The organism is Marinobacter sp. H13 (assembly GCF_059072335.1).
The window spans coordinates 408,892-423,587 of record NZ_JCACRU010000009.1 but is presented as its reverse complement, the minus strand read 5'-3'; the positions used below and the strand labels follow the sequence as shown (position 1 = coordinate 423,587).

Sequence of the window (14,696 nt, the reverse complement as noted above, 5' to 3'; positions counted from 1 at the left end):
GCAATTAGGCAGCGAGCTTTATCATTGCAGAAATTTGACTGCGTCACTACGTCGTCTGTCAAGGTAGTTGGCACCTGATTCAATTAGGCTCTAATGAGCCATACACTGCTCTTTAACAGTCTGTTCTTCTGGCAGCGGGTTCAGCCACACAGCTCCGACCGGTTCGCAGTTTCGGATACCGGTGGACCAACGCCCGGGATTCTTTTCCTTGGCCTTGAGCAGTGTCATTTTTCGGCTCGCCAGGATGTCAACATCCTTGCCCTCATGGCGATGGGCCGGGGTCACATAACGGATCGCGCTATGGCGATGCTCGTTGTTGTACCAGCGGATGAACATGCTCACCCAGTCACGGGCCAGATCAAGGCTCTCAAAGCCCTCAGGCGGGTATTCCGGACGCTGTTTGGTGGTACCGAACAGCGACTCGATATAAGCGTTGTCATTGGACACACGCGGTCGGCTGTAGGACGGTGTGACACCCAATGTCTCGAACGTGGCCGGCAGAGTGCCGCCCTTCATGGCGCTGCCGTTGTCTGAATGCACCACCGGCGGATTGTTCACACAACCCTCACGGAGCAGTGCTTTTCGCAGCACGGTTTCGCTGTTGACCGCGTTCTCCGCGTCGAACACTTCGGCGCCCACGATTTTGCGGCTGTACACGTCGAGCATGAAGTACAGATAAAAGAACCGGCCCCGGACAGTGGACTTGAGATAGGTAACGTCCCAACACCAGACCTGGTTCGGTCTGGTGGCCTCGTGACGCCGAGGCGGGCCGACTCGTCCAGAGTGCCGGGCACCCCGGCGGTGGTTCTCGTTGTGTTCGCTCAGAACGCGATAGAAGGATGATTCCGAGGCGATGTACCAGCCATGGTCGTCCATCAGCAACGGCACGACCTGAGACGGTGGCAGGCTGGCATAATCGGACTGGTGGCAAACGGCCAGGATCATCGCTTTCTCCATCGCAGTCAGTGCATGAGACGGCGTATGTTTGAGCGCACTGGGCCGGCCATCCTCACCGCCGGCTTTCCAGCGGCGATAGGTGTTGGTGCCAATACCCAACTCGGCACAGGCGCTTTTCAGGCGCGCGCCATCTATGCGCGCCTCATCAACCAGCTGTACAGCATGCTGGCGATCCAGGGTGCTGGTCAGTCGTCCTCGTCCCCCCAGATCGCCCGGGCCTTTTTTCGCAGTGTCAGCAAGGCCGCCGTTTCAGCGAGTGCCGCTTCTTTGCGTTGGAGTTCGCGCTCAAGCTGTCGAGTGCGTTTCTTCTCCTGCTTAACCGCGTCACGGGAGCATTTCTCAAGCCGCTCATCACGGTCATTGGCCGTTTCACAGCTCTGACGCCACCGGCGAATTTGCTCAGGATAGATGCCACGTTTGCGACAGTATTCGCCCAGCTCGGACTCACTCAGTGCGGCGGTTTCAAGAACGGCGTTGAACTTATCGCGCGAACTCCAGCCTTCCGGATCCGAACCGTGATCTGGCAGTAATTGTCCATTCTTTCGGGCTTCGTTTCGCCAGCTGTACAAGGTCGCGTCTGAAATGCCTTCCTCTTGCGCCACTTCAGCAACAGGCCGGTTATTCGGTGGCAGTAACTTGCGCAGGATGGCTTCGCGACGTTCCGGTGAATACTTCATGAAAACCTCTGTCTCGCCCCACTTCATTTACAGAGTCTAACATCGGGTGGGGTTCCAACTACCTTGACAGAGGGGGGTAGGTACGGACAACGGCTTCATGGATATAGTCCGGCAACCCTGAGAACGCAGCTTCATGGGCATTTACATGGCGGAAAAAGGGCGATCCCCAAGGAGAGACAGCGACTGGGTCAATGAGAATGATCTTTTGAAAGCGCCGACCATTTAGAAGGTGAGTTCTGAGCGCTGTAGCACCACCGAAATCATGACCAACGATAATCGGATCGTCGAGTTCCCAGTGGCTCAGCAAACAATCTAGGACTTTGTTCTGTACACCCAATGAAACATCACATTCATCCTTGCTCGACTGGCCGTAGCCCATCAAGTCAAAAAAGTAGACTGTGTACTCTCTGGACAACTGCTCGATCAAATGACGCAGATTGAATGATGACCAAGGCGTTCCATGAGCAAGGACCATTGGCGGGCCTTCACCCAACCGCCCATAATGAATGTTCCGTCCTTTATAGTCATAAGACTCAGAAAGTTCCCATCCACGCATCAATCAGACTCCTTTTCTACATAACGCTTGCAGCATGCGCGCCTGCGGAATGGAGCCGAAGGCGCAATGTAGTAGGCGTCGCCGTGCCTGCACTGGTTATGTGGACTCATCCCCGCCATTTTCTGAAAACCTCCTCCACTTGGCCCTTTGAAGCTGAAACCCACTGGGCAAGCTCTGCATCTTTGCGATGCGGATAGCCCAGGAGGTTGGCAAAGGTATTGTTGATTACCAACCAAGAGTCATCATTCCCGCCCTCACTTTCATCAAACTCATCAACGAGGGGGAACTGTTTTGCTACCTGACGAACAACTTTACGATCAACACCGAAAAGTGTGTGAAACTCCCAATCCTCGAAGAACTTACCGTCAGCGACAGCATCCAAGCATCGCTGAACTATCTTCAATTCAGCTTCTGTCAAATCAGATAGCGGCATTGGCTATACCCACATAACGAATAGCTAAGCGGCGGCCCGACAGGGCCGTCCGGTGGACGGCCGCAAGGCCGGGAACGAACTTGAGCGACTGGTTATGTAGTTTCGAAGTCTGCACAAAAATCCAAAATTTCCTGCACCACCTTATCAGGCTTCTCTTCAATAATGAGGTGGCCTGCATCATCAATCACGCGAAAAACCGATCCTGGAATCAAGCCGTGAAGCTTTTCTCCTCGGTCCAGCGGTATCCAGCTATCCTCCCGTCCCCAAAGAATCAAGGTAGGTGTAGTAATTTGAGGATAAAGCGACTGGACCTCATCGGTATATTTTGAGTCTGCTTGCGCCATCTGACGATAGAAAGCTGTCTTGCCTTGCTCGCCAGTCCACGGCGAAACGATTCCCTCTAGCGTTGCCTCACCAAGTGGCTTGAAAGCAGCCGTTTGCACGTAGGATCGGACCACAGCTTCGTGAATATGGTCTGGGAGCCCTGAAAAAGCAGCTTCATACTTGTTTACATGGCGAAAAAATGGCGAGCCCCAAGGAGAGACTGCGACCGGATCAATCAGAATAATCTTCTTAAAAGACTGTTCATTGAGAAGATGAGCTCTGAGCGCGGTAGCGCCACCAAAGTCATGACCGACAATAATTGGGTCTTCCAGCTCCCAATGAGTAAGCAAGCTATCCAAAACGTTATTCTGCACACCCAGCGACACGTCGCCTTCCGCCGTACAAGATTGGCCATAGCCAAGCAAATCAAAAAAATAGACCGTGTACTTGTTGGACAGTTGCTGTATCAAATGTCGCAGATTGAATGATGACCAGGGAGTTCCATGAACAAGGACCATTGGCGGGCCTTCGCCCAACCGGTCATAGCGAACTTCCCGCCCGTCAAAGTCATAAGATTCTGAAAGTTTCCAATTGCTCAATGCTCAAACTCCTTTTCTACATAATCGGGATAGGGAGGCACCTCACGATGCCCCTCCTCCCACATCACCGGGCATACGGATCACGTACCACGGCGATTCAGTGACTTGATTCAACCCGTTACCGCACTGCCAGTTCCGGCAGTCCATAGCTCCGGAACAACCGGGCCGGTAAGGCTTCCCGCAGGGCCGGCGAATGACTCAGCCGCCACGGGCCGTGGGCTGATTTCGCGGTGTTCCAGGCCAATCTGACCGGGACACCCCGCTTTCTCAGCTCACGATACCCCCTTCGGCCCCATTGCTTCCACACGTAACTTCTCATTCTCCGCCGTATCCACTTGTCCAGGTCCCGCAGCGGGCTCAGTACTTCGGCTGCGTCGAAGTACGCTTTCCAACCAAGCAGGGTCTCTTTCAGATCTGCGATCACCCGGGCCAGTGAGTGGCCCCGTGTTCGGCGGCTCAGTAGCCGGATCTGGGTTTTCAGCTTGGTGATGGCTTTGTCAGCCACTTTCAATCGCTGCCCTTTCCGGCTGAGGGTGAAGCCCAGGAAGCTGCGCTTCCAGGGCCGGTCTACCGCGCTCTTTCGTGTATTCACTGTGAGCCTCAGCGAGTCCTCGATAAAGCGCGTCAGACTCACCATCACCCGCTCGCCTGCGCGGTGACTGCCCACGTAGATCTGGCAGTCATCCGCGTAGCGGGCGAAGCGCAGGTTGCGCCGCTCCAGCTCCCAATCCAGTTCATCCAGCATCACATTCGCCAACACCGGAGATAGTGGCCCGCCTTGTGGTACGCCCTCGGGTGTTGGTGTTTTGCGGCTGTCGATCTGTACACCTGCCTTCAGGTACCGGTTGATCAACCTGAGCATCGGCCTGTCCGGCGTGTGCCGTTTCAGACGTGCCATCAGGCGATCATGGTTTACCCGGTCAAAGAAGGCTTCCAGGTCCAGATCCACCACCCAGTTGCGACCTTCCCGGGCGCAGCGCTGTCCGTATCGGACCGCTTGATGCGCAGAGCGTCCCGGACGGAAGCCGTAGCTGTGTGGGTGGAAGCGCGGTTCCCAGTCCTGCTGGATAACCTGAGCGATTGCTTGCTGGATAAAGCGATCCAGCACCGTTGGAATGCCCAGAGGGCGGGAACCGCCGTTGGCTTTGGGGATGGTAACCCGCCGGACCGGTTTTGGTCGGTAGGTCTGCTGGAGCAGTTGCTGCCGGATCTCGGGCCAGTGTTGGCGCAGATAATCCGGCAACTCATCCACGGTCATGCCGTCGATGCCCGGCGCTCCCTTGTTACGTCGAACCTGTTTCAGGGCGCGATTGAGGTTGTCCCTGCTCAACACACGCGCCATCCACGGTGAGGGTTGAACGGAGTGCGAGCCTTCCCGGTTTCCGGCAACGGGTTCATCCCCTGGAGACTCCAGGGGCAGCGCTAGCTGCTTTGCGGATGCCATCCCGTTTCCCTGCACGGACTCTCGACTCCTGTCTCTGTTCGGGCCTTCGGTTCACGGGCGAACCTACTATGCCCTCTGCTGATTTCTGCCACGCGATCAGAGACGATCGCTCGTCTCTCAGTGGGTCCGTCCACACGTGGCAGACCTCCCGGGGTAAGGCACAGAGCTTTCACGACGTGAACGCCCGATTTATAAAGTACACCCCAGTCGCAGAAGGAGGGCTTCGCGGTCACGTGCCCGCTCGCCCCGGATGTACCACACCTCGTATCGGGTTCCTGTTCGTCGTCCCGCCGCTTTGGATTGGGCTTCCTTCAGACCCCACCTCGCGATGACGCCCTTGCCCTTCTCCTAGCCTTCGGCTCTGCGAACACCTGGCAGGAGGACTTTCACCTCCCTAGTTCTGTGCCATGCCCGGCACACACGCCCTTGTTTAGCGGCGCCCATGTAGCGCAGCGAAATGGGCGTCCGGTGTAGGGCCGCGAGGCCCGAAACGTACTACAACTATTTGTTAAAGGCTTTTGCAGTAAGCGCTCGGTAGCCACTACAACACCGACGATATTGTCTGAAAGACGCTCACAACTGTCAGGAACCCGCCAATGACGATCAGTCGTCTTTGAGAGAGATCGATGCCCTGAATCAGAACAAAGGTTCCGACCAAGCCGCTGAAAAAGCCTCCGCTAAACTGGGCACCACCAACCGCATAAACAAACACCAAGTAAACCACTGCCAGCAAATACAGCAATACTCGTAACGGCTTAAACTCAAAACGCTTGTAGTAGGCTTGGTCTTCTGGAGAAAGATCTTCCTTGTTCACCGGGAACTCCCTTTAGCCTTTAACGTCCTTAAGCATCGGCGCCGAAGGCGTCCGGGTGCCTTTTCTTGTTAACTGACGGCTACTGCCACCCAAAAAGGCCTTTGGCCGCCAGAACCACTAAGGCTGATAGAAAAACGACAACTACAGAAGCGATTAGCAATTCATGTCGCTCCATAAATGAATCAGGCCTCCGCTCCAATACGACCACAATAGCTCGGGCCGCACTGTCAGGCACATCAATAGGGATATCAACGTACATTTCATCCGAGTCATCGACATCGAAGAACATCTCGTTCTCGAGGCCAAGAAAATTACCTCTTTCGTCTTCATATCTGAGTCGGCAAAGAATCGGCTTATCTTTGTTTTTCCTTCGGTCCGTTACGACCGCTTGGAAATGCGGAGTCGTAATTGCTTCATCGGGCTCCTCATACGAAACCCGCTTTTTTCGGATCGTATGCTCTTTGACATGAAACTTACTATTGTCTCCCCCTACTAAAATTTCCACCTAGCTCTCCCTAGTCAGTTAACGAGGCTGTAGAAAAACCCGATTCCGAGTCGTTCCCAGCGCCTGATTCCTAAAATTTTTGTAGCGGCCACCAGCTAGTCGATTATCGCCATTCCGATGATCAGCCATCAGTTTCGCCCATTTGATGGGGTCAGTGTCAGTCCTGCTGGCAACCAGCGACCACGTTTCCGGCCTTCTGCTCTTTGTGTCACGCCGCCAACTGCCCGTAATTCGCCAGCTTCTCAATATTGTGCACCAGGCAGTATAGCTGCCACTGGCCCTGTACTTTCTTCTTGCCCCGCAGACTGAAGCGGTTCAGCCGTTTGGTCGTGCCAATGTTGCCGAACACCGGTTCTACCACCGACATGCGGTGACTGTAGATCTCTTTGCCCTGCCGGCTGTCGACGCGTTGCTTCATCCAGTCGGTGTAAGTGGGCCCGCGCTTTAGCTCCAGGGTGTAGGAGACCTGCCGTCCTTTGCCCTTGCGATGATTTGCAGATTCCGGGTTCTGCATGCACTGGTGTTTCCTGGAACACTGACGACACTGGAGTAACCGGCCCTGGAAATGAGCCCGGGGCACACCATTCTGATCCGTTCTCGTGCCCTCGTAATGCAAGGATTTCCCGGCTGGGCAGATACAGGTCATAGTGACCGGATCGAACTGGAATTCACTGGCCGGGATGGTCTTCTTCCAGCCAGTATCCGGCAGCTTCTGATGACGTTTGCCGTATTTGTCTTTCTGGTTCTGGAACTTCGGATCTCGACTGCGGAACCGGTTGTCTGGCACGTAGCCGTTGATCTGCCGTTCGTGCAGGTACTTCATGTTGGCTTCGTTGGCGAAGCCGGTGTCGGCGGTGATCACAGTGCCTTGCTGGTAGATGCTCTCGGCAATGCCCAGTTTTTTGAAACGGGCTTCGACCGTTTCCAGGACCGGTTGTAGAGTGTGGTGTTCCTGGCCTTCGCCAAAGGCCTGGGCATCGATGATCACCTGGTGTTTCCTGTCCACCGTGGCCACACCGTTATAGCCCTGGATCGTGCCCTTGCTGGTGGTCATCTTGGCGCTTTCGTTGTCAGTCAGGTTGCTCTTCACTTCCTTGCTCCGCTTCCCCCGGCCCATCCTTGGGCGGTTCGTCTTTAGGAAGCGGTCCACTTTGTTCATGGCTTCATCCAGCGAGAGGATGGTGTTTGCACGGCGAATATCCCGATCCAGTTCAGCTTCGGTCTCCGTCTCGTCACGCTCGTAATGTTCCTTCAAGTGGTGACGGATCAGTCGTCGCAACTTCTCTCGTTTCTCTCCCAGTTCCTTGAAGGTGCCAGACCATTCCTTGGCCGCGTTCGAGGGCATCTTGCAGCCGTCGATGGCGAAGAGTTCGTTACCCAGTAGGCCCTGGTCGTGGCACACCAGCAGCACCTGCTCGAACAGCTCTTCGATCTCATCCGAGTGACTGCTGACGAACTTGGCCAGGGTGGTGAAATGCGGAACGGTATCGCAGGACAGGGCCTTGAAGATGATGTTGGTCTCGCAGCACCACTGCATCTCGCGGCTGGAGGTGATGCCCTTGGAGTAGGCGAACAGGATGATCTTGAGCAAGATGGCCGGATCGTAGGCCAGCCGGCCAGTGTCTTCATTGCGGTATTTGGGATGGAAAACTGACAGGTCCAGCTTGTGTTCGATCAGGTAGTGCACCGCGTGTTCAAAGGTGCCGGGTTGAAGCTGTTCCTGGTAGTTGATCACGACCATGGCGTCCTGGTCGTAGTTGTAATGCTTAAAGCGGGGCATGCCGACGACTCCTTGTCCGTTTGCCTGATGCTACCAAAACCGAGGGGGATTTCGGGGTTTTTCTACAGCCTCAACGCTTGGCTTTGCGGCGTGCCGGAGCGCAGCGTAGGCGCGTCCGCCAACAGCCACTGGTTATACGGACTTTACCACCAACATCTCAGTAGCACCTTTTTGAAACCGGTAACTAACAGGCTGCAATGAGACATCAATCCCATCGGCAGATAATGCGGTCATTACCTGATCCAAATGCTTCGAGACCTCTCCGTCTAAGGATACAACAGGAAAGACACGGACTTCGGTCGCCACTCTACATAGCTCCCGCATTGATGCGAAGTGAGTTGCCCCATCCACATGGTCGCTGTAGAGAAAAAGATAGTGGGAGCAGAGTGCCAAATCGAACTCAGAGTCGGAAAACGGCAGCGAAGGCAAAGACGCTGATACATAACGCCCTTGCTGACAACCCGCCTCAAAGTCGCTTAGGAACCTCGACATGGCATTCATACGGATCTCGCCAAGATGCTCGACGCTACTCAGTGACTCCCAAATATACTTGTCTGCGTCCTGCCGCATCTTAGTCATGATTTCCGGGTACACTTCATCAATCCGGCGACGTATTTCGTTGACCTGAAACTGGTAAACCGGATCACAGGAAGTGACTTGGCACCCACGGCCTGTTGCCTCTACATTGAAGCTTGCGGGGCCATCACCGCAACCAAGGATACGCTTGTTCAGGTCACTCTCGGATAATCCGAACATCGCCTGATACTCTTCAAAAGATCGGCCCCACGGGACTACATTGGTTAACTTCAAATCTGACTCTCCTTAGTCTGTATAACGCTGAAATAAGCGGCGGCCCGACAGGGGCGTCCGGTGGAGGCCGCAGGCCGGAACGAACTTGATTGATTTGTTAAGTGGCTGGACATACACCACCCCAAGTTTCGGTTCGCCCAGTGGCGAGTTCGCCAGGAGCTGGGAATGCTTTTTTGAATGTGAAAGCCTCCTCAGTTGGGCCACTTTCTCGCAAAACGTTCAGCTTTTGCGCCGCCTCCTCGATTGACGGGATGTGGCCGACAGGCACCCACCAGAGCACCATGTATGCCTCGCCCATTTTCTGGAACCACTCTTTCTTGCGGCGCATTATCTCGACGTGAGCAGACCGATAAACATAATTGTGCAGAGTCTCGACCGATTCCCAGACGGAGAGATTCACGATCTTATCGGAGCCGAAATAATCAATGCCGGTAGCATCACCGTCTTCGGTTTGTAGCCGCCAGACAAAACCAGGGGAGTCATCTGCCAACGCATTGATCCGATCGAGATTCGCGACAAAATCCGAAAGCTGCGGCGAATCTATCGGCGCCAATAGCGTGGCAATGTTGAGTTGTGCAATATGATACTTACTCACAGTTTCCTCCCTGAAAACACTTAACGCCATTATTCAGCGGCGGCCTTTGCGTAGCGAAGCGAAGAAAAGGCCGTCCGGTGGAGGCCCATCAGGGCCGTAACGAACTGGAATGACTGGTTATGTGGTTGTGCGTTCATTGAACAAAATTCTGTTTGAGAACGGATCTACCACTTCGAACACCCTATCACCCCAAGGCGCAGTCGTAATCTCTGGCCGAGAATATTTGTAACCTCGTGAACTAATTTCGCGGTGCAGGGCTTCAAGCTCATCAGTATTCACGAACGTTTTGGAACCGGGGGTACAGTCTCCCGAGTGTTCACTGAGGTGGAAAACCAACCCATCTCGAGAGACCTGTATGTAGATAGGAAATCCCGGCTCAAAGCGATGTTCCCAATCGAGCGACATACCGAGGAAATCCAGGTAGAACTCCTTGGCCTTGGTCTCATCGAAGATTCGGATGATTGGAATGGCTTGAAATCGCATCCATGCTCTCCTTACACATAACGCTAAAGTAACCGGCGCCGGAGCGCAGCGGAGGGAACCAAAAGCGGCCACGCTTTTGGCGTCCGGTTGACTGTCTGGTTATGACTTGACGCGTTTAGCATATTTCTTGACCGCAAGGTCATAGGACTCATTCAGCAAAGGTTCCAACTTTTGGATCATGGCTTTGTCAGGATTGAGAACGCATACCCAAGACATCCATCCGTACACCGGGTGCGGTAAAACCTTATTTAGCTCGGTGAAGTTGTGACCCGTATTCACCACCCCACCCGCTGCGGGCCTGGCAGGTATATTGCCCAAGATCTCCTTATAGGACGACTTACCTATTCCGAAATTAAAGCGGAACACTCCCTCACGGTCGAGATTCGACCCCTTGTCATTTTCCCCATCCTTGTCCTTGAGCGTCGCAAAATATATGCCTCGAGGTAGTCGCCGGTCAGGATTGTAGAAAAACGACTGCTCACCCCAAGCATCGACCGCCACTACTCCCCGATATTGATCAAGTATGTACTCCGAAACTTCCTTTTTCTGCACGTTACTTTCCTTAGTCATAACGCCTGGCTTTGCGGCGTACCGGAGCGCAGCGTAGGTGCGTCCGACAACAGCCATTGGTTATACGGGCTTTGCCACCAACATCTCAGTAGCACCTTTTTGAAACCGGTAACTAACAGGCTGCAATGAGACATCAACACCATCGGACGATAATGCAGTCATTACCTGATCCAGGTGCTTCGAAACTTCTCCGTCTAAGGATACAACAGGAAAGACACGGACTTCCGGCGCCACTCTGCATAGCTCTCGCATTGATGCGAGGTGAGCTGCCCCACCCACATGGTCACTGTAGAGAAAAAGATAGTGGGAACAGAGTGCCAAGTCGAACTCAGAGTCGGAAAACGGCAGCGAAGGCAAAGACGCTGATACATACCTGCCTTGCTGACAACCTGCCTCAAAGTCGGCCAGGAACCTCGACATGGCATTCATACGGATCTCGCCAAGATGCTCGACGCTACTCAGTGTCTCCCAAATATATTTGTCTGCGCCTTGCCGCATCTTAGTCATAATTTCCGGGTACACTTCATCAATTCGGCGACGTATTTCGTCAACTTGGAACTCGTAAACCGGATCACAGGAAATGACTTGGCACCCACGGCCTGCCGCCTCTACATTGAAGCTTGCGGGGCCATCACCGCAACCAAGGATACGCTTGTTCAGGTCATTCTCGGATAACCCGAACATCGCCTGATACTCTTCAAAACATCGGCCCCACGGGACTACATTGGCTAACTTCAAGTCTGACTCTCCTTAGTCTGTATAACGCCAGCCAGCATGCGCGGCTACGGAATGAAGGCGAAGCCGCAATGTAGTAGACGTCGCCGTGACTGGCCTTGTTATGCATTTACCATTGGACCAAAACGTCTTGAACTTTCAGTGTCTCCGAGTCGAATCCAATCGCCCAAAACACTTTGATATCACTTTTGCTGTACTTCGCCTTCCACAACGTCAACTTGGACTCATTTCTCGGTAGGCAATCTATAGACTCGATGCTTTCCAACGCACCCATTTCGTTCTCTATATCCCGACACATATCCAGATACATGTCTTCAGTGATCTTCCCATCGTCATTCGGGTCTTTAGGCAGCGCCGACATTTCTTGGAGTTCCCGATAGCTCCTTCCGTCATGTAGCTTGATTAGTCGCTCAGCCAGTTCAGTTTCTCGGTCAGTGATCACGTAACTTGTCCTCCTTGATTGCATAACGCCTTGCTCACCGGAAAATTGGGAGCGTAGCGAGTAATTTTTCCGAGTGCAGCAACTTGTTAAGGGGCTTCTCGAAGGTGATCCAAATATGGGCTGCATAAGGTGATAAATGTTGACTTCCAATTATTCGGTAAATCAGAAAATTCATCCCCCCAATTATTTTGGATGTGCAGGTGTGCTTTATATGGTTTTTCGCTACTCGGGGCATCATAGCCCAATAAATCTTCAATGCACTCCTCAATCATAATTCGCCGTTCATGCCCTGTCTGTTCCAAGATTGGTGCATTCATCGCTTCCGCGCGTTCAGTCCCTGCATCACGGTCATGCATAAACATGTAGTTTACATCTAGCGCATTCAAATACTTTGCAATTGATATAAGTACAGCCTTTCCTCGGGCTCTTAGAAACTCACAGTTCCCTATGACCTTTGCCTTATCTTCATGAGATAGCCTTTTGATTGTTTCGCGCACGACAACTTCTTCTGTATCACCTTCAACAAACACACACTTCTTTGAGAAGAACATTCTTGCGATATAGTCATCAACCTTCAAAAGCATTTTTAAGTTCTGCTTTTCTTCTTCGACGAGCGCAACAAAAGCCTCTTCTAGATTGAACGAATTTGCTGTCGAGAAGCCATCTTCAGTAAAGCCAAACTTCGTTAAGCTCATGCTTTTATCGGAACCAAGATTAACCATATAAGGAGAGTGTGTAGTCGCTATAATTTGACAGTTTGGGCCTGCCAAGTCATATAGCGAATCTCGCATTTGATTTGCAGCCGATGGGTGTAAATATATCTCAGGCTCCTCAAAACAAAATATGGTTGCCCGAGGATTGTCAGTATTTCTATTTATAAAGTCTTGCACAAATCGTAATAGCTGGAATGCGGTTGCCCTGATCATCCCGTGGCCTTGATAATTTACGGCGGTTTTTACATTGCTCTCCATTTCCACCTTAAACTGAGGCTTAATAGATTTATCTGGCACATCAAGTGTTGCACTAACATGTACAGATGAATCAGGAAAAAGAGTATCAACCATTCCATTAAGATCTCGGATTAACTGGCCGAAATCAGTTTCTTCATCATTTGGATTAAGCTCGGAAGCAAGGTTATTAAGAAAAGTCTGTGCTTGAGCGTAGTTTTCAGAGTTGCTCCTGACCTGATCAAATAGCCCACCCAACAAAGTAAACAAAGCTCCGCCAGAGCTTGTTAGCTCGGAAATGCAAGATTCTGCTGGGATAACTACAATAACTGGGAGTTTTGATAAGACGTTACCGGGAATGCCACCAGGGTTTTCCACCCAAGTAGCCTCTTCATCCATTTGAATATCCCAGCATTCGGGCAAATCCAATAATTTCGATTTTGTTGCCGCTGTTGTTAGATTTTTATCAAAATTCGCCTCACCAAAATGCTCTTTCAGGAATATTTCCGAGTAATGCTCACCTACGAGGTCTGATACCTTTGTACATTCTGCGTACAACGCACTTCTTGTTCTCGGATATTCTTTCATGAATATCTTTGGCTTGCTTTGATTAAGAGACCAGACTTTTTTGTAAACGATAGAGTTACCGGTCTCTCCTTCTAGCTGATCTTGAGTTGATATTAGTCTACCTTTGAACCCTACCCAGCTATGAGCAGCATCTGGTAAGTTATGATATTCCGCTTCAATCTCAACTTCATCTTCATAGGTATAACTCTCTTCTTGTTCGTTATACTCTTTTGAGTAGTCCTCTCTATCTAAATTCGAATTTTTATGAAAATGCTCTAGCGCAGCAAAGACGCTAGATTTTCCTGCGTTATTTGGCCCAATGAGAAAAGTCGTATCTCTAAACTTGATCCGACAATTTTTTAGTTTTCTAAAATTATTTATTTTAAGTTCATGTAATCGCATTTAAACATCCTTATTCGATTCTTAGGCACTTGCCCCTTAACAGCTTATTAGTTTGCTTTCTTATTAAACCGCAACACCATCACCCAGTCCAATACTGCTTCACAACCTGAATAACCTCGATTTTTCAGATCATTACCCCTCCATCTCAGGGGGCTTTTGAGCTTTTGGTTCTGTGAAAAGTGTGCACGCGGGATATTTATGCACGTTTTTGCACGTTAAATCCAGTGGGTCGAATTTTTCCCATGCTGAAACAGATACCTACAGAGATGCATTGTGAAAAGCGAGCAGGGCCGTGCAAATTAAGCCGCAAGAATTTTGGCGTTTTTGGGTGTTTTTTATTATAACTGTACGTACATACAGCATTCAGCCACGGAGGGCGAGCGTGTCGAAGTCACCGTTTCTACAATCGGTCCGCACAGAAATTAGGACAAAGCAGTACAGCTACCGAACCGAGAAGTCCTATCTTTACTGGGTTCGTCAGTTCATCCTTTTCAATGACAAGAAGCACCCAAAAGTCATGGGTAATCACGAAATTGAGCGTTTCCTGAATCATCTCGCCGTCAATCGGGGAGTCAGTCCGGGCACTCAAAATCAGGCGCTATGCGCGATTATTTTTGTCTACAAGCATGTGCTGAAGCGGGAGATTGAAAACCTACAGTACAAGATGACGAAAACGCCTCGACGCATGCCAACCGTTCTGAGTCCCGATGAAGTTGCTTCTATTCTTCAAAACATGGATGCAGAGTATTGGCTCATCACTGCGCTTCTTTATGGATGCGGTTTGAGAATCAACGAAGCTCTTTCGCTTCGCGTGAAAGACATCGACCTAAAAAGCCGCAGTTTGCTCGTATTCAACGGTAAGGGACGAAAAGATCGATACACACTGATTCCAGGCAATCTAAGAGAAAATTGGCGATCGACGTGCTGGAACCGTCAGCCCTTTTGATCGTTTGCCAAGTTCTTGATGGGGCATTGCTTACCCGTTTAAGGGGCGTAAAGCCTGGAATTGGGGGTGCGGTGAATGTTCGCTTTTGTTTAAGAAGCGGGAGAAAAAGG

At 51.6% G+C, this 14,696-nt stretch carries 15 protein-coding genes and 1 pseudogene; 1 reads left to right on the top strand and 15 read right to left on the bottom strand.

The annotated features are described in order from the left end of the window. Positions 1-90: 90 nt before the first annotated feature. The 15 genes and pseudogenes from AC5JQH_RS23710 to AC5JQH_RS23640 form a co-directional block, all read right to left on the bottom strand. Positions 91-1,661 (bottom strand): annotated as a pseudogene (locus AC5JQH_RS23710) (IS3 family transposase). Positions 1,662-1,692: 31 nt separating this feature from the next. Then, on the bottom strand, positions 1,693-2,190 hold the full coding sequence (locus tag AC5JQH_RS23705) for an alpha/beta fold hydrolase (RefSeq protein WP_493806215.1): 498 nt from the start codon (positions 2,188-2,190) through the stop codon (positions 1,693-1,695). A 106-nt stretch (positions 2,191-2,296) separates the two neighbouring features. Further along, positions 2,297-2,623 carry a hypothetical protein gene (locus AC5JQH_RS23700; RefSeq protein ID WP_493792065.1) on the bottom strand — a complete coding sequence of 109 codons (327 nt, stop codon included), beginning with the start codon at positions 2,621-2,623 and terminating at the stop codon, positions 2,297-2,299. A gap of 92 nt (positions 2,624-2,715) precedes the next feature. Next, entirely contained in the window at positions 2,716-3,546 is an 831-nt protein-coding gene (locus AC5JQH_RS23695) for an alpha/beta fold hydrolase (RefSeq protein ID WP_474544776.1), read from the bottom strand. Positions 3,547-3,664: 118 nt separating this feature from the next. Next, positions 3,665-4,990: a group II intron reverse transcriptase/maturase gene (gene ltrA / locus AC5JQH_RS23690; protein WP_053113004.1), complete on the bottom strand. Its 1,326-nt coding sequence runs from the start codon at positions 4,988-4,990 to the stop codon at positions 3,665-3,667. 541 nt (positions 4,991-5,531) lie between these two features. Continuing rightward, the gene (locus tag AC5JQH_RS23685) at positions 5,532-5,804 is read right to left on the bottom strand and encodes a hypothetical protein (protein WP_286893498.1); all 273 of its coding nucleotides are present in this window, start codon (positions 5,802-5,804) and stop codon (positions 5,532-5,534) included. A 79-nt stretch (positions 5,805-5,883) separates the two neighbouring features. Then, the gene (locus AC5JQH_RS23680; RefSeq protein WP_493806214.1) at positions 5,884-6,309 is read right to left on the bottom strand and encodes a hypothetical protein; all 426 of its coding nucleotides are present in this window, start codon (positions 6,307-6,309) and stop codon (positions 5,884-5,886) included. A 208-nt stretch (positions 6,310-6,517) separates the two neighbouring features. Beyond that, positions 6,518-8,089: a transposase gene (locus AC5JQH_RS23675; RefSeq protein WP_493806213.1), complete on the bottom strand. Its 1,572-nt coding sequence runs from the start codon at positions 8,087-8,089 to the stop codon at positions 6,518-6,520. 132 nt (positions 8,090-8,221) lie between these two features. Continuing rightward, positions 8,222-8,899 carry a class I SAM-dependent methyltransferase gene (locus tag AC5JQH_RS23670; RefSeq protein WP_161385328.1) on the bottom strand — a complete coding sequence of 226 codons (678 nt, stop codon included), beginning with the start codon at positions 8,897-8,899 and terminating at the stop codon, positions 8,222-8,224. A gap of 97 nt (positions 8,900-8,996) precedes the next feature. Beyond that, positions 8,997-9,494, bottom strand: coding sequence for a DUF3291 domain-containing protein (locus AC5JQH_RS23665; protein WP_493806212.1), 498 nt, complete (start codon positions 9,492-9,494; stop codon positions 8,997-8,999). Between the two features lie 117 nt (positions 9,495-9,611). Next, positions 9,612-9,977 (bottom strand): glyoxalase superfamily protein, encoded by a 366-nt coding sequence (locus AC5JQH_RS23660; protein WP_493806211.1) that lies wholly within the window; start codon positions 9,975-9,977, stop codon positions 9,612-9,614. 99 nt (positions 9,978-10,076) lie between these two features. Further along, positions 10,077-10,529, bottom strand: coding sequence for a DUF6194 family protein (locus AC5JQH_RS23655; protein ID WP_156478841.1), 453 nt, complete (start codon positions 10,527-10,529; stop codon positions 10,077-10,079). Positions 10,530-10,607: 78 nt separating this feature from the next. After that, on the bottom strand, positions 10,608-11,285 hold the full coding sequence (locus AC5JQH_RS23650) for a class I SAM-dependent methyltransferase (RefSeq protein ID WP_493806210.1): 678 nt from the start codon (positions 11,283-11,285) through the stop codon (positions 10,608-10,610). A 106-nt stretch (positions 11,286-11,391) separates the two neighbouring features. Further along, on the bottom strand, positions 11,392-11,724 hold the full coding sequence (locus tag AC5JQH_RS23645) for a hypothetical protein (RefSeq protein ID WP_027848511.1): 333 nt from the start codon (positions 11,722-11,724) through the stop codon (positions 11,392-11,394). An 86-nt stretch (positions 11,725-11,810) separates the two neighbouring features. Beyond that, on the bottom strand, positions 11,811-13,640 hold the full coding sequence (locus AC5JQH_RS23640) for an ATP-dependent nuclease (RefSeq protein ID WP_493806209.1): 1,830 nt from the start codon (positions 13,638-13,640) through the stop codon (positions 11,811-11,813). Positions 13,641-14,022: 382 nt separating this feature from the next. On the opposite strand from AC5JQH_RS23640, the gene AC5JQH_RS23635 reads away from it, so the two are divergent. Then, positions 14,023-14,586 (top strand): phage integrase N-terminal SAM-like domain-containing protein, encoded by a 564-nt coding sequence (locus AC5JQH_RS23635; RefSeq protein WP_493806208.1) that lies wholly within the window; start codon positions 14,023-14,025, stop codon positions 14,584-14,586. Positions 14,587-14,696: the final 110 nt, after the last annotated feature.

Excerpts from the sequence above, each read along its gene's own strand:
- AC5JQH_RS23660 (WP_493806211.1), bottom strand. The coding sequence starts at position 9,977 with ATGCGATTTCAAGCCATTCCAATCATCCGAATCTTCGATGAGACCAAG.
- AC5JQH_RS23640 (WP_493806209.1), bottom strand. The coding sequence starts at position 13,640 with ATGCGATTACATGAACTTAAAATAAATAATTTTAGAAAACTAAAAAAT.
- ltrA (WP_053113004.1), bottom strand. The coding sequence starts at position 4,990 with ATGGCATCCGCAAAGCAGCTAGCGCTGCCCCTGGAGTCTCCAGGGGAT.
- AC5JQH_RS23700 (WP_493792065.1), bottom strand. The coding sequence starts at position 2,623 with ATGCCGCTATCTGATTTGACAGAAGCTGAATTGAAGATAGTTCAGCGA.
- AC5JQH_RS23675 (WP_493806213.1), bottom strand. The coding sequence starts at position 8,089 with ATGCCCCGCTTTAAGCATTACAACTACGACCAGGACGCCATGGTCGTG.
- AC5JQH_RS23705 (WP_493806215.1), bottom strand. The coding sequence starts at position 2,190 with ATGCGTGGATGGGAACTTTCTGAGTCTTATGACTATAAAGGACGGAAC.